At 73.5% G+C, this 16,603-nt stretch carries 21 protein-coding genes; 13 read left to right on the forward strand and 8 right to left on the reverse strand.

All coding sequences use genetic code 11. The annotated features are described in order from the left end of the window. Positions 1–115 precede the first annotated feature (115 nt). Entirely contained in the window at positions 116–691 is a 576-nt protein-coding gene (locus ACTWO6_RS08930; protein ID WP_446219179.1) for an HhH-GPD-type base excision DNA repair protein, read from the forward strand. Between the two features lie 56 nt (positions 692–747). Next, positions 748–1,947 (forward strand): low temperature requirement protein A, encoded by a 1,200-nt coding sequence (locus ACTWO6_RS08935; protein WP_446219180.1) that lies wholly within the window; start codon positions 748–750, stop codon positions 1,945–1,947. A gap of 8 nt (positions 1,948–1,955) precedes the next feature. Here ACTWO6_RS08935 and ACTWO6_RS08940 read toward each other — a convergent pair whose 3' ends face one another. Together ACTWO6_RS08940 and ACTWO6_RS08945 are read right to left on the reverse strand one after the other, a co-directional pair. Then, positions 1,956–2,267, reverse strand: coding sequence for a hypothetical protein (locus tag ACTWO6_RS08940; RefSeq protein WP_446219181.1), 312 nt, complete (start codon positions 2,265–2,267; stop codon positions 1,956–1,958). Between the two features lie 13 nt (positions 2,268–2,280). After that, positions 2,281–2,568, reverse strand: coding sequence for a hypothetical protein (locus ACTWO6_RS08945; RefSeq protein ID WP_446219182.1), 288 nt, complete (start codon positions 2,566–2,568; stop codon positions 2,281–2,283). Between the two features lie 106 nt (positions 2,569–2,674). On the opposite strand from ACTWO6_RS08945, the gene ACTWO6_RS08950 reads away from it, so the two are divergent. After that, on the forward strand, positions 2,675–3,031 hold the full coding sequence (locus ACTWO6_RS08950) for a DUF3099 domain-containing protein (RefSeq protein WP_446220599.1): 357 nt from the start codon (positions 2,675–2,677) through the stop codon (positions 3,029–3,031). A gap of 31 nt (positions 3,032–3,062) precedes the next feature. Here ACTWO6_RS08950 and ACTWO6_RS08955 read toward each other — a convergent pair whose 3' ends face one another. Both ACTWO6_RS08955 and ACTWO6_RS08960 read right to left on the reverse strand, forming a co-directional pair. Further along, on the reverse strand, positions 3,063–3,962 hold the full coding sequence (locus ACTWO6_RS08955; protein ID WP_446219183.1) for a carbohydrate kinase family protein: 900 nt from the start codon (positions 3,960–3,962) through the stop codon (positions 3,063–3,065). Continuing rightward, entirely contained in the window at positions 3,959–4,891 is a 933-nt protein-coding gene (locus ACTWO6_RS08960) for a pseudouridine-5'-phosphate glycosidase (RefSeq protein ID WP_446219184.1), read from the reverse strand. Before ACTWO6_RS08960 ends, ACTWO6_RS08955 begins: the two co-directional genes overlap by 4 nt. An 88-nt stretch (positions 4,892–4,979) precedes the next feature. Here ACTWO6_RS08960 and ACTWO6_RS08965 point away from each other — a divergent pair, with 88 nt between their 5' ends. The 3 genes from ACTWO6_RS08965 to ACTWO6_RS08975 all read left to right on the forward strand — a co-directional run bounded on the left by ACTWO6_RS08965 (position 4,980) and on the right by ACTWO6_RS08975 (position 7,812). Beyond that, positions 4,980–5,198, forward strand: coding sequence for a DUF3039 domain-containing protein (locus ACTWO6_RS08965; RefSeq protein ID WP_130333242.1), 219 nt, complete (start codon positions 4,980–4,982; stop codon positions 5,196–5,198). Positions 5,199–5,238: 40 nt separating this feature from the next. After that, positions 5,239–5,889 carry a trimeric intracellular cation channel family protein gene (locus tag ACTWO6_RS08970; RefSeq protein ID WP_446219185.1) on the forward strand — a complete coding sequence of 217 codons (651 nt, stop codon included), beginning with the start codon at positions 5,239–5,241 and terminating at the stop codon, positions 5,887–5,889. Positions 5,890–6,078: 189 nt separating this feature from the next. Further along, a complete protein-coding gene (locus ACTWO6_RS08975; protein WP_446219186.1) occupies positions 6,079–7,812 on the forward strand; it encodes a DEAD/DEAH box helicase in 1,734 nt (577 codons plus the stop codon). Between the two features lie 137 nt (positions 7,813–7,949). Here ACTWO6_RS08975 and ACTWO6_RS08980 read toward each other — a convergent pair whose 3' ends face one another. Together ACTWO6_RS08980 and ACTWO6_RS08985 are read right to left on the reverse strand one after the other, a co-directional pair. After that, positions 7,950–8,183, reverse strand: a complete 234-nt coding sequence (locus ACTWO6_RS08980) for a DUF7455 domain-containing protein (protein WP_036374862.1) — start codon at positions 8,181–8,183, stop codon at positions 7,950–7,952. A gap of 247 nt (positions 8,184–8,430) precedes the next feature. Next, positions 8,431–10,020 (reverse strand): RNA polymerase sigma factor, encoded by a 1,590-nt coding sequence (locus ACTWO6_RS08985; protein ID WP_446219187.1) that lies wholly within the window; start codon positions 10,018–10,020, stop codon positions 8,431–8,433. Between the two features lie 288 nt (positions 10,021–10,308). On the opposite strand from ACTWO6_RS08985, the gene ACTWO6_RS08990 reads away from it, so the two are divergent. Further along, the gene (locus ACTWO6_RS08990) at positions 10,309–11,130 is read left to right on the forward strand and encodes an inositol monophosphatase family protein (RefSeq protein WP_446219188.1); all 822 of its coding nucleotides are present in this window, start codon (positions 10,309–10,311) and stop codon (positions 11,128–11,130) included. A 111-nt stretch (positions 11,131–11,241) separates the two neighbouring features. On the opposite strand, the gene ACTWO6_RS08995 is transcribed toward ACTWO6_RS08990, so the two are convergent. Further along, entirely contained in the window at positions 11,242–11,760 is a 519-nt protein-coding gene (locus ACTWO6_RS08995; protein WP_446220600.1) for a LytR C-terminal domain-containing protein, read from the reverse strand. 434 nt (positions 11,761–12,194) lie between these two features. On the opposite strand from ACTWO6_RS08995, the gene ACTWO6_RS09000 reads away from it, so the two are divergent. Continuing rightward, a complete protein-coding gene (locus ACTWO6_RS09000) occupies positions 12,195–12,491 on the forward strand; it encodes a DUF4193 domain-containing protein (RefSeq protein WP_210907470.1) in 297 nt (98 codons plus the stop codon). Positions 12,492–12,763: 272 nt separating this feature from the next. Next, on the forward strand, positions 12,764–13,489 hold the full coding sequence (locus tag ACTWO6_RS09005) for a hypothetical protein (protein WP_446220601.1): 726 nt from the start codon (positions 12,764–12,766) through the stop codon (positions 13,487–13,489). An 18-nt stretch (positions 13,490–13,507) separates the two neighbouring features. Here the strand turns inward: ACTWO6_RS09005 and ACTWO6_RS09010 are convergent, their stop codons facing one another. Continuing rightward, positions 13,508–14,002, reverse strand: a complete 495-nt coding sequence (locus ACTWO6_RS09010) for a DUF3093 domain-containing protein (protein WP_446220602.1) — start codon at positions 14,000–14,002, stop codon at positions 13,508–13,510. Between the two features lie 88 nt (positions 14,003–14,090). Here ACTWO6_RS09010 and dut point away from each other — a divergent pair, with 88 nt between their 5' ends. From dut to ACTWO6_RS09030, 4 genes are all read left to right on the forward strand, one after another. Next, positions 14,091–14,624: a dUTP diphosphatase gene (dut, locus tag ACTWO6_RS09015; protein WP_446219189.1), complete on the forward strand. Its 534-nt coding sequence runs from the start codon at positions 14,091–14,093 to the stop codon at positions 14,622–14,624. 25 nt (positions 14,625–14,649) lie between these two features. Further along, positions 14,650–15,315, forward strand: coding sequence for a DUF3710 domain-containing protein (locus tag ACTWO6_RS09020; protein WP_446219190.1), 666 nt, complete (start codon positions 14,650–14,652; stop codon positions 15,313–15,315). 216 nt (positions 15,316–15,531) lie between these two features. Continuing rightward, positions 15,532–15,912, forward strand: coding sequence for an OB-fold nucleic acid binding domain-containing protein (locus ACTWO6_RS09025; protein ID WP_446219191.1), 381 nt, complete (start codon positions 15,532–15,534; stop codon positions 15,910–15,912). Further along, complete coding sequence (locus ACTWO6_RS09030) at positions 15,909–16,592, forward strand: DUF3159 domain-containing protein (protein WP_446219192.1); 684 nt, start codon at positions 15,909–15,911, stop codon at positions 16,590–16,592. The genes ACTWO6_RS09025 and ACTWO6_RS09030 overlap by 4 nt, the downstream gene beginning before the upstream one ends. The last annotated feature ends 11 nt before the right edge of the window (positions 16,593–16,603 follow it).

Raw genomic sequence — 16,603 nt, forward strand, 5'->3', positions numbered from 1 at the left:
TAGGTGTCGGCCACTGTCTCCACCGGCGGACCCGACCCCTGTCCGCCGGGCCGGTCGCGTACCGCCTCGGGGAGTCGGCGCGGCCGATGCACCGCGGAGGCGGCAGGATGGGGCCATGTCGCTCTCGCTGCCCATCGATCCGGAGGCCAACCGGCTGCTGGCGCGCAGCCCGCTGGCGCTGCTCCTCGGCATGGTGCTCGACCAGCAGGTGCCGATGGAGAAGGCGTTCTCCTCGCCGTACGTGCTGACCCAGCGGCTCGGTCACGAGCCGGACGCCCGCGAGCTGGCCGGGTACGCCCCGGAGGCCCTGGTCGAGCTCTTCGCCCAGCCGCCGGCCCTGCACCGGTTCCCGAAGGCGATGGCGGCCCGGGTGCAGGAGGTCTGCCAGGTCCTCGTCGACCGGTACGACGGCGACCCGACCCGGCTCTGGGCGGACGTCGCCGACGGCCGGGAACTGCTGCGTCGGGTCGGTGAGCTGCCCGGCTTCGGGAAGCAGAAGGCGCAGATCTTCGTGGCCCTGCTCGGCAAGCGGTACGGGGTGACCCCGGACGGCTGGCGGGAGGCCGCGGGCGGGTACGGCGAGCCGGACGCCCGCCGGTCCGTGGCCGACGTGACCGACCCGGAGTCGCTGCGCCAGGTGCGCGAGTACAAGCAGCAGATGAAGGCGGCGGCCAAGGCCGCGAAGGGCTGACGCAACCGCCGCCCGCCGCCGTCGTTGAGAACCTCAGGCGACGACGGCGGGCGGGGATGGCGGATCAACGGGGGGAGGAGCTCCTCCGCGGCAAGGCGACCTCGCCGCGGGCCACGTTCCTGGAGCTCTTCTTCGACGTCGCCTTCGTCTTCGCGCTCACCCGGGTGTCGAACCGGCTGGTCGACGACTTCACGGTGGAGCGGCGGGTCTTCCTGCCCGAGGCGGGGGAGACGCTGCTGCTCCTGCTCGCCCTCTGGATGGTCTGGTCGCTGACCACCTGGACGACGAGCCGGTACAACCCCGAGCGGCCGGAGATCCAACTGGTCGTGGCGGGCTCGATGTTCGCCAGCATGGTGATGGCGGTGTCGCTGCCGGAGGCGTTCGACACCCGGGGCCTCTCCTTCGCGATCGGCTACGTGGCCGTCCAGGTCGGCCGTCCCCTCTTCCTCACGGTGGCGATGCGGCACCACCCGGAGCGGCAGGCCGCCGGCCGGATCCTCGTCTGGGCGGTGGTGTCGGCGGTGCCGTGGATCGCCGGAGCGCTCGTGCAGAACGACGCCCGCGGGGTGCTCTGGACCGTCGCGGTGATCATCGACTACGGCGCGGCCCGGCTGGGCTGGCCGCTGCCCGGACGGGGCCGGTCGCCCGCCTCCTCCTGGCCGGTCACCGGCGAGCACCTGGCCGAGCGCTACCAGCAGTTCACCATCATCGCGCTGGGCGAGATGATCCTGATCAGCGGATTCGGCTTCAGCATGAGCGAGTTCGCGGCCGCCCAGTGGGTGGCCTTCGCCATCACGTTCGCGAGCACCGCGCTGCTCTGGCGGATCTACTTCTACCGGGCCGGCACGGTGCTGGTGGAGGCGGTGGCCGGGTCGGCGCGACCCGGCCGGCTCGCCGAGTCGGCGACGTACACCCACCTGGTCATGGTGGCCGGCATCGTCGCCGCCGCCGTCGGCTACGAACTCGTCATCGGCCATCCCGGTGGGCACACCGACCCCGCCTGGCTCACCGTGATCATCGGCGGTCCGGCGCTCTTCGTGCTCGGCCGGGCGCGTTTCGAGTACGAGGTGTTCGGCCGGGTGTCCCGGTCCCGGCTGGTCGGTCTCGTCGTGCTGGTGGCGATGGTGCCCCTGGTCATCCGGCTGCCTCCGCTGGCGGTCGGCGCGGCGACCACGGCGGTGCTGGGTGGGATCGCCGCGGCCGACGCGCTGCGGGCCCGGGGCCGGCCGCCGGAGCAGCCCGCGCCGCCGATCTGACGGGGCGGTCAGGCAGCGGTGGGGCGGGAGAGCGCGGCCAGCGCGCGGCGCACGTCGGCGAGGGAGACGGTCGCCGAGTCGTCCAGCTCGGCCAGGCCCGCCTCGATCCACTGTCGCATCAGGGTGGTCACCCCGATGCCGCGGGCGTCGGCGGCGGCCCGGACCCGCTCGTACGTCTCCAGCGGGAGGCGCACCGAGCGGCTGACCATGGGCACGTCGGTGTCGGGGGTGGGCAGCTCCGCCGGCTGGCTCTCGTCGATCAGCTCGGCCAGCGCGTCGTCGCCGCCGTGGAAACGCTTGGTCGCCTCGTTCCGGTCCATCGTGACCGCCTCCTCATCGGCGAGATCTCCGTACCGCCTCGTCGTAGCGCTTCGCCTCGACGTCGCTCAGCTCGCGCGCGGACAGGACGTCGCAGTCGTGGTCGGTGCCGTCGGCCTCGGCGAGCAGCACGGCGAGTCGTCGCCCCCGGTGGGACACCGCGTAGACGACCATCACGTCGTCGCCGAGGTGCCGGATGACCCGGCGCGTGCTGTGCAGGGCCTCCCAGACTTCCCCGGGCGTGACGTCGTAGACCCGGAGGTTGGCCAACGCCTCGTCGGTGAAGCTGAACCGGCTGCCCACGAGCGGAGCGTACCACGCGCGTAACACGCGAACGGATGGGTTCGATTTTCGCTGATCAACGGCTGCGGGTGACAGGATGGGGGGTATCCCCTCGAGGAGGTCCGTGGTGAAGCGTCAGGCGTACCAGCCGATCCTGATCACCGACGCCTCGCGCAGCCAGAACGACCAGCTCAACAGCCGGCAGAAGCGGTACGTGCTGATGATGGGCATCCGGGTGGCGTGCCTGGTGGTCGGTGCCGCCCTGGTCGTCGCGAAGGCACCCCTGCTCTGGCTCTGGCTGCCACTGCTCGGCCTCGGGATGGTGCTCATCCCCTGGCTGGCGGTGCTGCTGGCCAACGACCGGCCGCCCAAGGAGGAGCACCGTCTCGCCAACAAGCTCCGCTCCCGCCACCGCGACGAGACCCCGCCGATGAGCCTGACCGCCGAGGAACGCCCCCACAAGATCATCGACGTCGAGCCCTGATCCCCGCGATCCCGCACGTCGGGCGGCGGGGTCAGGGGGTGGGGCGGGCGCCGACCGTGGCGACGGCGGTGGCGCCGAGGTCCGCCGCGCGGTCGAGCGCGGCGCGCGGGTCCGCGCCGGCCAGCCAGGCCGTGAGCAGGCCGGCGGCGAAGGCGTCCCCGGCCCCGGTGACGTCCACCACCGCGACCCGACGGGCCGCCGCCACGCTGACCGTCGCGTCCCGGTCCACCCAGACCGCGCCGGCCGCGCCCCGCTTGACCACCACCCGGCGGGCCGCCGCCGAGAGCGCCCGCGCCTGCGCCCCCGGGTCCAGCCCGCCGGCCAGCACCGTCGCCTCGTCCGTGTTCACCAGCAGCAGGTCGACGTCGCGTATCCAGGTCAGGAAGGCCGCCGCGCCGACCCGCCGCAGCGGCGCCGCGGAGGCCGCGTCGACGCTGGTGGTGAGTCCGCGCTCGCGGGCGGCGGCGAGCGCCCGCAGTCCCGCGCCGCGCGACGCGGCGTCCAGCAGGGTGTACGCGGACAGGTGCAGGTGACCGGCGTCGGGCGCCCCGGCAAGGGCCCGGTCGACGTGCGCGGCGCTCAGCCGCAGGTTCGCCCCGCGCTGGCTGACCATGGTCCGCTCGCCGTCGGTGGTGAGCACGATGACCGTGCCGGTCGGGTAGCCCTCGTGGCGCTCCACCGCGCAGTCGACACCGGTCCGGGTCAGCTCGGCCACCCGGTCACGTCCCGCCTCGTCGTCGCCGACCGCGCCGACCAGCGTCACGTCCACCCCCTGGGCGGCGATCCAGGCGGCCGTGTTGGCCGCCTGCCCGCCGCCGCTGAAGCGGATCTCGGCGGCGGTGTCCGAGCCGGTAGCCAGCGGCCCGGAGAGCACCGCCACCACGTCGGTGATCACGTCACCGACGACGAGGATGCGGGACCGGCGGTTCATGCCGCGGCGGCGGGACGACGGGTGGCGGCGACGGCGATCCGGGCGGCCAGGTCGGCGTTGCGCAGGATGATCCGGACGTTCACCGCGAGGCTGGCGCCCTCGGTGGCGGAGTGGAAGTGGGCCAGCAGGAACGGCGTGACGGCCTTGCCGGTCACCGCGTCGCGGGCCAGCACGGCCAGGCCCTCGGTGAGGGTCCGGTCGTGCAGCTCCGGGTCGAGCTGCTCGTCGACGGGGAGCGGGTTGGCCACGATCAGCCCGCCGTGGTGCACGCCCTGCGCCGCCCGGGCGGCCAGCACGTCGGCCACCTGCTCCGGCGAGTCCACGGACCAGTCCAGGTCGAAGCCGGCGTCGGTCAGATAGAAGCCGGGGAAGCGGCGGGTGCGGTAGCCGACCACGCCGACGCCGAGCGTCTCCAGCCGCTCCAGCGTCGCGCCCACGTCGAGGATCGACTTCACCCCGGCGCAGACCACCGCGATCGGCGTCCGGGCCAGGGTGACCAGGTCGGCCGACTCGTCGAAGGTCTGCGCGGCCTCCCGGTGCACCCCGCCCAGGCCGCCGGTGGCGAAGACGCCGATCCCGGCGGCCGCGGCCACCGCGCTGGTCGCGGCCACGGTGGTGGCGCCGTCCGCGCCGGTCGCGGCGGCCACCGCCAGGTCGCGTACGGAGAGCTTGGTCACCCCGTCGACGGTGGCGAGCCGGGTCAGCTGCGCGTCGTCCAGGCCCACCACCAGCTCGCCGCCGACCATGCCGATGGTGGCCGGAACCGCGCCGGCGTCCCTTACCGCCTGCTCGATCTGCCGGGCGACCAGCAGGTTGTCGGGCCGGGGCAGGCCGTGCGAGACGATGGTGCTCTCCAGGGCGACGACGGGACGCCCGGAGCGCAGGGCATCGGCCACCTCGGTGCCGAAACGGATGTGAAAGTTGGTCACTTCCGTTACGGTACCGCCGTCGTCCCGGCGGCCTGCGGTGGACCGGTCCCGGACGACCTGCGAAACTGGAAAGGTTGGAGGTGTAGACGTGAGTACACAGATTCTCGAGCGTCCGGAACTGAAGGACGCCGACACCGGTCCCGAGATGTTCCACTACGTGCGCAAGGAGAAGATCGCCGAGAGTGCCGTCATGGGCACTTACGTCGTGGCGCTCTGCGGCGAGACGTTCCCGGTCACCAAGGCGGCCAAGCCCGGTTCGCCGGTCTGCCCGAAGTGCAAGGAGATCTACGACTCGTACCACGAGTGATGCCGGGCGGTCGCCCCGGCCGCCCACGTAACCTGCGGCGGTGACCACCTCCACCGCCCTGCTCTTCGCCGACCTGACCGGAGTGGCCGTCTTCGCCGCCTCGGGGGCCTCCGCGGCGGTGGCCAAGCGGCTGGATCTGTTCGGTGTGGTCTTCGTCGGGGTCGTCGCCGCGCTCGGCGGCGGCATCTTCCGCGACCTGGTGATCGACGAGGTGCCGCCGCTGGCCTTCGCCGACTGGCGGTACGCGATCACCGCGGCGGCCGTCGCCGCCGCCGTCTTCCGGCTCCACCCGCAGCTCGCCCGGCTGCGCACCACTGTGCTGGTGCTCGACGCGGCCGGCCTCGGGCTGTTCACCGTCACCGGCACGCTCAAGGCCCTGGACGCCCACGTGCCGGCGGTCGGCGCCTGCATGATCGGCATGCTCACCGCGATCGGCGGCGGGCTCGGCCGGGACCTGCTCACCGGGGAGATCCCGGTGGTGCTGCGCCGGGAGATCTACGCGGTGGCGGCGCTCGCCGGGTCGATCGTGGTGGCCCTGCTGTCGACGTACGGACACGCGACCACGGCGCCGCTGACCGGGGCGGCGCTCGTCGTCTTCGCGCTGCGCCTGATCTCGCTGCGCCGGCGCTGGTCCGCCCCGGTGCCCACCACGCGCCCACCGCGTACCGGCACCCGCGGCCCGCAGGGCTGAGCCGGCCGGCCCCCGGTGCCGGGGGTCGCGGATGTGACCAGCGTGGCGTCGCCTGGGCCGAACCGGCCGCGCTGGTTATGCTGAGCCGGCCTTCGCGGCATCTTCTGCGCGGAGGCGTTTTCATGGGCGGCGGTACCCGTGGCCCTCGGCCCGGGTCCGCCCTTGGTGCGGTCGGAGAGGAGCCTTCGCGTGGCAGCCCGGACGCCGGCGCTCGAGACGTTCCCGCCCCTGCGTGCGTGGCAACGCAAGGCGCTGGTGGAGTACCTGCGCCGCCGGACCGAGGACTTCACCGCGGTCGCCACCCCGGGCGCCGGTAAGACCACCTTCGCCCTGCGGATCGCCGCCGAGCTGCTCGCCGACGGCACCGTCGAGGCGGTCACCGTGGTCGCCCCGACCGAGCACCTGAAGACCCAGTGGGCCACCTCGGCCGCCCGGGTCGGCATTCAGCTCGACGCCGCGTTCCGCAACGCCGACCTGCACTCCTCGGCCGACTTCCACGGCGCGGTCGTCACCTACGCCCAGGTCGGCATGGCGCCCCAGGTGCACCGCCGGCGCACCATGACCCGGCGCACCCTGGTCATCCTCGACGAGATCCACCACGCCGGCGACTCCCGGTCCTGGGGCGACGGGGTCAAGGCCGCCTTCGAGCCCGCCGTACGCCGGCTGATGCTCACCGGTACGCCGTTCCGCTCCGACGACAACCCGATCCCGTTCGTCAGCTACGAGCGGGGCGGGGACGGGCTGCTGCGGTCCCGCGCCGACTCGGTCTACGGCTACTCCGACGCGCTGCGCGACGGCGTGGTCCGGCCGGTGCTCTTCCTGGCGTACTCCGGGGAGACCCGGTGGCGCACCAACGCCGGCGAGGAGCTGGCCGCCCGGCTGGGCGAGCCGATGACCCAGGACCTGGTCGCGCAGGCCTGGCGTACCGCCCTGGACCCGGCCGGGGACTGGATGCCGCAGGTGCTGCGCGCGGCAGACGCCCGGCTGACCGTGCTGCGCAACGCCGGGATGGCCGACGCGGGCGGCCTGATCATCGCCAGCGACCAGCAGACCGCCCGCTCGTACGCCAAGCTGATCGAGCAGGTGACCGGCGAGAAGGCCGCGGTGGTGCTCTCCGACGACCAGGGCGCGTCCGCGCGGATCGCGACGTTCGGGGCGTCCGAGCAGCGCTGGCTGGTCGCGGTCCGGATGGTCTCCGAGGGCGTCGACATCCCCCGGCTGGCCGTCGGCGTCTACGCCACCAGCGCCAGCACGCCGCTCTACTTCGCCCAGGCGATCGGCCGCTTCGTCCGTGCCCGCCGCCCCGGGGAGACCGCCTCGGTCTTCCTGCCGAGCGTGCCGCACCTGCTCGGGCTGGCCAGCGAGATGGAGGCCGAGCGGGACCACGTGCTCGGCAAGCCCAAGGACAACGAGGGCTTCGACGACGACCTGCTGGAGCGCGCCCAGCGCGACGACCAGGCCAGCGGCGAGCTGGAGAAGCGCTTCGCGGCGCTCTCCGCCACCGCCGAGCTGGACCAGGTGATCTTCGACGGCGCGTCCTTCGGCACCGCGGCCCAGGCCGGCACCCCCGAGGAGGAGGAGTACCTCGGCCTCCCGGGGCTGCTCACCGCCGACCAGGTCTCCCTGCTGCTCACCAGGCGGCAGGCCGAGCAGCTCGCCGCCCGGCGCCGCCGTTCGGCCACCCGGACCGCTGAGCCGGCCGCTGAGAGCCCCGCTGCGGCGCCGCCGCCGATGAGCGCCGCCCAGCGCCGGGTGGCCCTGCGGCGCCAGCTGAACGCCCTGGTGGCGGCCCGCCACCACCGCACCGGCCAGCCGCACGGCAAGATCCACGCCGAGCTGCGGCGGCTCTGCGGCGGTCCGCCCAGCGCCCAGGCGACGATCGAGCAGCTCGAAGAGCGCATCGCCACCGTCCAGACCCTCTGACCCACCCACCCCAGCGGACCCGGCCGGCCCGCACCGTCCCCGCTCCGGCCGTCCGCGCTGAGATGGGCAGCGCACGAAAAGCCGGCCGGAGGCTCCCCGTGGGGGCCTCCGGCCGGCTATGTCGTGGTTGTGCGGTTTCAGTTCGCCATCAGATCGGCGCCACGCCAGCTGAACTCGGGGTCCGTCGCGTACCGCACGGTGATCTTCACGAGATCCTCCGCGTACTTGTTCGCGTGGTGCCCACAGAACACCAGCTCGCTCCCACCCGCCAGAGTGATCCGGAGCTTGCCGGCAGCATTGCAGCGGTCGCACCGTTCATCGGCGGCTGGGGGAGCCACCGTCTCGGGCGGCGGCGTGAGGGTCGGGGTCATCGCCTTCCTCCTCTGGTCGTCACCGATGAACACTCTCTTCGGTCGTTGCTCACCTATCGTGCAACATCCTTGTCGGGCCCTGCCTTCCCTGTGTGCCCGCGGGGGACCGAGGTCACACATGGCGTGGAGACAGTGTGCCGTGCACCTAGGGTGCCACGTCAACGATCACAAACGGGCAACCGACCGATCACCATCGAGTGTTGTACGGCTGGTGATCAAAGCGACACGACTTGTTGACGTGTCTGGGTCAGTCCAGGTAGTCGCGGAGTACCTGGGAACGCGACGGGTGCCGCAACTTGGACATGGTCTTGGACTCGATCTGCCGGATGCGTTCCCGGGTCACGCCGTACACCTGGCCGATCTCGTCCAGGGTACGCGGCTGGCCGTCGGTCAGGCCGAAGCGCAGGCGTACCACGCCCGCCTCACGCTCGGAGAGCGTCTGCAGCACCTGCTGGAGCTGGTCCTGCAGCAGCGAGAACGAGACGGCGTCGACCGCGACCACGGCCTCCGAGTCCTCGATGAAGTCGCCGAGCTGGCTGTCGCCCTCGTCACCGATGGTCTGGTCGAGCGAGATGGGCTCCCGGGCGTACTGCTGGATCTCCAGCACCTTCTCCGGTGTGATGTCCATCTCCTTGGCCAGCTCCTCCGGGGTGGGCTCGCGGCCCAGGTCCTGGAGCAGCTCGCGCTGGATCCGGCCGAGCTTGTTGATCACCTCGACCATGTGCACCGGGATGCGGATGGTGCGGGCCTGGTCGGCCATGGCGCGGGTGATGGCCTGGCGGATCCACCAGGTGGCGTAGGTGGAGAACTTGTAGCCCTTGGTGTAGTCGAACTTCTCGACCGCGCGGATCAGGCCGAGGTTGCCCTCCTGGATCAGGTCCAGGAAGGCCATGCCGCGACCGGTGTACCGCTTGGCCAGCGAGACGACCAGCCGGAGGTTCGCCTCCAGCAGGTGGTTCTTGGCGCGCTCGCCGTCGCGGGAGATCCAGCCCAGGTCGCGCTGCATCTCGCGGGTGAGCTTCTCCTCACCCTCGTCGGCCGCGCGCAGCCGCTCGGCGGCGTAGAGGCCGGCCTCGATCCGCTTGGCGAGCTCGACCTCCTGCTCGGCGTTGAGCAGCGGCACCTTGCCGATCTGCTTCAGGTACGCCCGGACGGAGTCGGCGGAGGCGGTCAGCTCGGCGTCCCGGCGCGCCTGCTTCAGCGCCTCGGACTCCTCGTCGTCCCACTCGAAGTCGTTGTCCGTGGCGGAGGCGGCGGCGTCGGTCTCGGCGGCCTGGGTCAGCTCGGCCGGCTCCTCGACCACCACGTCCTCGATCGTGGCGGCGAGCTCCTCCGGGTCGATCTCACCCTCGGCGCCCGCCTTGGCCGACTTGGCGGTCTTCGCGGCCACGGTCGCCTTGGTGGCCCGGGTCGCCTTGGTGGCCTTGGCCGGCGCGGCGGCCTTGGCGGCCACCTCGGCGGTGGTGCCGGCGGCCTTGCGCGCGGTCGCCTTCCGCGGGGCGGGGGCCGGGGCCTCGTCGGCGGCCGGCGCCTGCTTCGGGGCGGGCGCGGCGGCCTTCTTGGTGGTCTTGGCGGTGGTGGCCCGGGACGCCGGCGTGGCGGAGCGGGCGGCGGCCACCCGACGGCGGGTGCTGGCGGAGCCGTCCACGACCACCGTCACGCCCGCCTCGGAGAGCGCGCGCAGGATCTTCTTGGCCTGGGCCGGGGTCACCTCAGCGGACTCGACAGTGCGCGCGAGCTGGGCCGACGTGAGCTGGCCGCCGGCGCTCTGCGCGTGGGCGATCAGGGTGTCGGTGAGCGAGCGAACGTCGGCGCCGTTCTGGCGGGGTTCTGTCACGAATGACCTTCCGGAGGCGAAGAGCGAGCACGGCCGGGTCGTCCGGCGCAGCACGGAACGCCGTGCCGGGCGATGTCGTTGAGGGACCCTCGTGTCCCGAACCGGCCGGTCGCTGGCGGTCCGTGGCGCGTGGGCAGGGTGAATTGTAACGCCGTCTGCCGCGATCATCCTGCGCCGCACGGCGTACCGGCCATTCGGACCGCCGATTGGGCACAGATGTGGACTTTGTAAGGATGATACCCGCGCGCGGCCCGGGAATCCCCGGTCGCACGGGAAGGGGAACAAACCATGATCCGCTCGGCGCCGCCGACGCAGGAACTGTTGGAGATCGCGATCGACGTCGTCCGGGACGCGGCCGCCACCGCGCACCGGATGCGGGCCGAGGGGGTTTCGGTCGCCGCGACCAAGAGCACGGTGACCGACGTGGTCACCGCCGCCGACCGGGCCGTGGAGCGCCAGGTGCTCGACGCCCTGCGCAAGCTCCGCCCGGACGACGCGGTGCTCGGCGAGGAGTACGGCGCGGGGGAGACCGGGCCGGTCGAGGCGGGCGGCGTGCGCTGGATCCTCGACCCGATCGACGGCACCGTGAACTACCTGTACGGGCTGCCCTACTGCGCGGTCTCCCTCGCCGCCGAGGTGGACGGGGAGGTGGTCGCCGGCGTGGTCCGCAACGTGGCCACCGGCGAGGAGTGGACCGCCACCGCGGGCGGCGGCGCCTGGCGGGACGGCGAGCGGCTGCGCTGCTCCACCGAGACCGACCTGGGCCAGGCGCTGGTCGCCACCGGCTTCGGGTACGACCCCGGCCGGCGGGCGCACCAGGCCCGGGTGGTCGCCGAGCTGATCCCGCACGTCCGGGACATCCGCCGGATGGGGGCGGCGGCGCTGGACCTCTGCCTGGCCGCCGAGGGCCGGGTCGACGCCTACTACGAGAAGGGGCTGGCCGCCTGGGACCAGGCGGCCGGCGGGCTGATCGCCACCGAGGCGGGGTTGCGGGTGGCCGGACTGGAGGGCCGGCCCGCCGGCCCCGACCTGGTCATCGCCGCGCCGCCGGCGCTGTTCGCGCCGCTGCACACCCGGCTGGCCGCCCTGGACGCATCCGGCGGCCCCTGATCCACTCCACGTCGGGGACATCAGCGTGACCCGGTCCGTCCGGCACCGCCACGTCGCCGACCTGGAATCGATCAACCGCCCCCGCCGAACGCGGCGGGGGCGGAAGCGGGATTACTTGTCGTCGACCGGCATGGGGCAGGAGCCGGGAGGCGCCTGCGGCGAGCCGAGGTCACCGAGGGACTGGTTGACCTCGGTGGTGGTGGCCAACTGCTGGAAGCCGTTGCCCAGGACCACGTCGACCGTGTCGTCCTTGCGCTTCGGGTCGTACGCCCGCTCGGCGTTGTTCAGAAAATAGGCCCGCAGCAGGTGCGCGGAGCCGACGCCCTTCGGTCCGAAACGGAGCACGGCGACGTCGTCGACGCCCTTCGCCGCGTTGCCTTCCTTCTTGACCTGGAATTTACGGTTGCGGAAGTCGTCCGCCACGCTGCCGGCCAGGCCCGCCTCGTCGGTGGCGTTGTAGACGTTGATTTTGACGTCCTTCGGCTCGCGCAGGGTCACGTCGGCCAGTGGCCAGCCGTCGGGGCAGCCCTCCGCCGTGCCCACCTTGCCCTGGCTGTCGCGTACCAGTGCGACGACGACGAAGACCAGGGCGAGGACCGCCAGCAGACCGACGACAACGAGTGCCCGCACTCGCGCAAAACTCATCTGGGCGCTCCCCGGACGTGTTGGGTGGCGGCGGCCGCGTGGCGGTCGGGCCGCCCCGCCGGCCGTCGAGTACGCCGCTGAGGTTAACGGTTGTCCGGCCGTCGCGTGGAAACAGTCCGACATGCCGGCGCGCCATCCGGGAACCGGGTACTACTACCCCTATCTTCGTGTCGCCTGAGTCACATTGGGAACAACTTCGGGTGCAGGGGCGTACATCTCTGCGGCGAGGGCGGTATACATGCCTCGCCCAAAGGGGGGGTAAGGTTCCGCGCTCGCTGGGGGAGTTTCTCTGGCGGACTCGGCTCACCGGTCCTGGGGTCGGGTGACCGACACAAATGGTGGCCGGCCAGTGGAACCGAAACAGCGTCGCCCGGCGTTACAACCGGAAGCGACCATATCGATATGGGAGAGTGAAACCGATGGCCACCGACTACGACGCCCCGCGTCGCGACGAGGTCGACCTCGGCGAGGACAGCCTCGAAGAGCTCAAGGCCCGGCGGGTCGACTCACAGTCGGCCGCCGTGGACGTTGACGAGGCCGAGGTGGCCGAGAGCTTCGAGCTGCCCGGCGCCGACCTGGCCGACGAGGAGCTCACGGTCAAGGTTCTACCGATGCAGCAGGACGAGTTCCGGTGCGCCCGGTGCTTCCTGGTCCACCACCGCAGCCAGCTGGCGGTCGAGCGGAACGGCGAGCTGATCTGCCGCGAGTGCGTCTGACCCGGACGCGTGGCACCGGCGGCGGCCTCCTTGACGGGGCCGCCGCTGTTCGAGCCGCCGTGCGCCGGCGGCGGGAAGCTGCTTGACTCGTATCAGGCGGTTCTCCACAGCCGGCGGCGACTCGGGAGGTCGGACGGGTGAGCGAGCGCAGCGAACGGGCCAGCGGACCCGACGCCGACGGCACGGGTGTGCGTGCCGGTGGTGACCTCGACCGGTCGGGTGCCGGGGCGCCCGCGCCCGGGAGCGACGACGCCGACCAGCTCGGCGCGACCGTGGCGGCGCTCACCGCGGACGACCTCGCGCCGGCCCGGCGGCGCCAACTGCTCACCCGCCTGGTCGGCCAGGCCCGCGCCCGCGGGATCGCCGACCTCTTCAAGCCCAAAGCCGCCGTCCGCTGGATGGCGGACACCGTCGCCGAGGTCGCCCCGCACGTGCCGATCCGCGACCTGGCCACCCTGCGCCGGCACTTTTCCGGCCTGGACGACGAGGAACTGGCCGACCGGTTGGTCCGCAACGCCGCCCGGGCCACCGCCGGCGTCGGCGCGGCCGGCGGCGGGGTCGCCGCGGTCGAGTGGGTGGTCACCCCGACGCTGCTCTCCGCGCCCGTGCTGCTCGCCGCCGAGACGGTCACCGTGGTGGCGATCGAGCTGAAGCTGATCGGCGAGCTGCACGAGGTCCACGGCGTGCCGCTGCCCACCGGCGGCACCCAGCGCGCCGTCGCGCTGGTGCAGGCCTGGGCCACCCAGCGGGGAGTCAACCCGATGATGCCGGGGGTCGGGGTGAGCGCCGTGCTCGGCACCGCCGCCCGCAAGGAGCTGCGGGACACCCTGCTCAAGCGCTTCGGTCGCAACCTGACCACGCTCGGGCCGTTCCTCACCGGCGCCGCGGTCGCGAGCTACCTCAACCGCCGGGCCACCCGGAACCTCGCCGACCAGCTCCGCCGGGACCTGCGGAAGAAGGGGCGGGAGCTACCAGGGTCACGGCCCGCGCTGCCCTGAGCCGTGGGGCGACGGGGCTCAGGCGGCGTCGCGGGCGGCCATGATCGCCGCGGCCAGCTCGACCGGGCGCCGGGAGCTGACCACCCAGAACGGGGTCGGATCGGCCGGGTCGTCCAGCACCACCTGGACCGCGCCGCCGACCCAGGGTCGCTGCACGACGAAGGCGAGCGGGTCGGCCCCCACGCCGAGCACCTCGCGGCGGCCGGCGGCGTCCAGCGGGACGGCGTCGGCGACGAACCGCACCGGCAGGCGGGCGTCGTCCACCCGCAGTTCGCCGTCGTGGACGGCGACCCGGATCCGGCCCAGCCACCACAGGGCGGCCACCGTCGCCGGCAGCAGCAGCACGAAGGGCAGCCAGGAGCGCACCCCGGTGGCGCCCATCCAGAGCTCGGTGGCGAGCAGCCCGGCCAGGCCGAGCCCGGCCAGCCAGTACCACCAGGGCAGGCCGAGCCGCTCGGCGTACGCCGGGGGCGCCGCCGACGGGGCCGGGGCGGACGACGGGGATGGCGACAGGCTCACAGTCCGAGGGTACGGCGCACGACCGGCCCGCCAACCGGCAGGATGGCAGGGTCACCCGAGGACCGGACGGAAGAGGAAGACCGTGACAGACGTCGTACCCGTGCCCGTACGGCAGCTCGACCCGGAGCTGCCGCTGCCGGCGTACGCCCATCCCGGCGACGCCGGCGCGGACCTGGTGGCCGCCGCGGACGTCGAGCTGCCGCCCGGCGGGCGGGTCCTGGTCCCCACCGGGGTGGCGCTCGCGCTGCCGGAGGGGTACGTCGGGCTGGTCCACCCCCGGTCGGGGCTGGCGGCCAGGCTCGGCGTGACGGTGCTGAACGCGCCCGGTACGGTCGACGCCGGCTACCGGGGTGAGATCATGGTCAACCTGATCAATCATGATCGGGACGTGCCGGCGAAGATCAGCCGTGGCGACCGGATCGCGCAGCTCGTCGTGCAGCGGGTGGCGCGGGCCGAGTTCCTGCCGGTGGCCGAGCTGCCCGCGTCCCGGCGCGGCGCCGGCGGGCACGGGTCGACCGGCGGGCACGCCGGGCTGGTCCCGGCCCCGGCCGACGCCGACGGGCGACGGGAATCGGCGAACCTGGCCGGCGGGCGGACGGAAGAGGTGGCAGGGTGAGTGCGAACAGCGGAGGGTGGGCGCAGTGATCTTCTCCCGAAAGCGGGCCGGTGGCGCGCGGCACGCGCGTGACGAGCGGACCGCCGAGGTCCTCGACTCCTACGACGTCGAGGAGTCGAGCCCGGAGACGCCGTCCCGGGGCCCGTACGACGTCTCCGAGGCGCCCGACATGCCCCGGCTGGACCTGGGCAGCCTGCAGATTCCGGCGGTGCCCGAGGTCGAGGTCCGGGTGCAGGCCGACCCCCAGGGCGTGATCCAGCAGGTCGTGCTCGTGCACGGGGAGAGCGCCCTGCAACTCGGCGTCTTCGCGGCGCCCCGCTCCGAGGGCATCTGGGACGAGGTGCGCGAGGAGATCCGGCAGTCGCTGTTCAACGACGGCGCCGCCGCCAACGAGGTCGATGGGGAGTACGGCACCGAGCTGCGCGCCCGGGTCCGCACCCCGGACGGCCTGACCGACCTGCGGTTCATCGGGATCGACGGGCCGCGCTGGATGGTCCGCGGCGTCTACCAGGGCGCGGCCGCCACCGACCCGACCGTGGCCGGCCCGCTGGCGGCCTGCCTCGACGGCCTGGTGGTCGACCGGGGGCACGAGGCGAAGCCGGTCCGCGAGCCGCTGCCGCTGCGGCTGCCCCGCGAGATGGCCGAGCAGGCCACCGAGGAGAATCCCGCACCCGGCCAGCGCGAGGCCTGAGGCATCCACACCGGGCCCGGTGCCGTCGGCTCCCGCCGGCGGCGCCGGGCCCGTCGCGTGCCGGCCGCCGGCGCCGTACGCCGGGCAGGTGCCCCCGTGGACGCGGGCTCCGTCGCGCGGCCGGAGCGGCGTACGCTGGCGGGACGGTTCCGGCATTCCGGGGCCGGGCCAGCGCCGGCGCGGACCGGCCAGCGTGGAGAGGGTGACGCGGAGGTCATGACGACCGACGAGAGCCGGGTGTCGCTGCGGCGCATCCTGCAACGGCTCACCGCGAGCGAGGCCGAGATCGAGGCGCAGGAGCTGCGCCGGGAGAGCGCCGAGTCCGGCGGCATGCCGGCTCGGCAGTGCATGCGGGGCCAGGTGGTCTCGGTCGCCGGGCGGCTCCGCACGGTGGTCTACACGCCCCGGACGAACCTGCCGACGCTGGAGGCGGACCTCTACGACGGCAGCGACGTGGTCACCCTGGTCTGGCTGGGCCGCCGGCACATCGCCGGCATCGAGCCGGGCCGGCACCTCACCGCCCGCGGCCGGGTGGCCGTACGGGACGACCGCAAGGTGATCTACAACCCGTACTACGAGCTGGAGTCGCCGAAGTGACGACGGGACAGCCCCGGACCACCGAGCCGGAGATTGGGCCGCCGGACGACGAACGGCTGCCCAGCCTCGCCGAGCAGATGGCCGACCAGCTCGGCGGCTGGCGGGGCCTGGTCGAGTCGAGCATCCCCGTGGTGGTCTTCGTGCTCGCCAACGTGGTGGGCGAGCTGCGCCCGGCGGTCATCGCCGCGGTGGCGGTGGCGCTGCTCATCGCCGGTCTCCGGCTGGCCCAGCGCCGGCCGGTCCGGCATGCGGTCAACGGGCTCTTCGGCATCGCGATCGGCGCGGCCATCGCCTGGCGTACCGGCGACGAGCGGGACTTCTACCTCCCCGGCATCCTCTACGGCATCGGCTACGGGCTCGCCCTGTTGATCTCGGCGGCGATCCGGCAGCCCCTGGTGGGCTGGATCTGGTCGGTGCTGGTCGCCAAGGGGCGCGCCGAGTGGCGGGGCGACCCGCGGCTGGTGCGCACCTTCACCCAGCTCACCGTGCTCTGGGGCGTGGTCTGGCTGGCCAAGGTGGGCGTGCAGGCCGGGCTCTACCTGGCCCACCAGGACACCGCGCTGGGCGTGGCCCGGCTGGCGCTGGGCTACCCGCCGTACGCGCTGCTGCTGCTCATCACGGTCTGGACGGTGCGCCGGGTGACCCGGGAGACCGCGCCGGAGCCGCTGCCCGGCGCCTGAGCCCCGTCGCC

Source organism: Micromonospora sp. IBHARD004 (genome assembly GCF_052814115.1).

What these genes read in the sequence shown, in the direction of transcription:
- ACTWO6_RS08990 (WP_446219188.1), top strand. Translation starts at nt 10,309, where the DNA reads ATGATCCGCTCGGCGCCGCCGACGCAGGAACTGTTGGAGATCGCGATC.
- ACTWO6_RS08940 (WP_446219181.1), bottom strand. Translation starts at nt 2,267, where the DNA reads ATGGACCGGAACGAGGCGACCAAGCGTTTCCACGGCGGCGACGACGCG.
- ACTWO6_RS08930 (WP_446219179.1), top strand. Translation starts at nt 116, where the DNA reads ATGTCGCTCTCGCTGCCCATCGATCCGGAGGCCAACCGGCTGCTGGCG.
- ACTWO6_RS09000 (WP_210907470.1), top strand. Translation starts at nt 12,195, where the DNA reads ATGGCCACCGACTACGACGCCCCGCGTCGCGACGAGGTCGACCTCGGC.
- ACTWO6_RS08935 (WP_446219180.1), top strand. Translation starts at nt 748, where the DNA reads ATGGCGGATCAACGGGGGGAGGAGCTCCTCCGCGGCAAGGCGACCTCG.
- ACTWO6_RS08980 (WP_036374862.1), bottom strand. Translation starts at nt 8,183, where the DNA reads ATGACCCCGACCCTCACGCCGCCGCCCGAGACGGTGGCTCCCCCAGCC.
- ACTWO6_RS09025 (WP_446219191.1), top strand. Translation starts at nt 15,532, where the DNA reads ATGACGACCGACGAGAGCCGGGTGTCGCTGCGGCGCATCCTGCAACGG.
- ACTWO6_RS08955 (WP_446219183.1), bottom strand. Translation starts at nt 3,962, where the DNA reads ATGAACCGCCGGTCCCGCATCCTCGTCGTCGGTGACGTGATCACCGAC.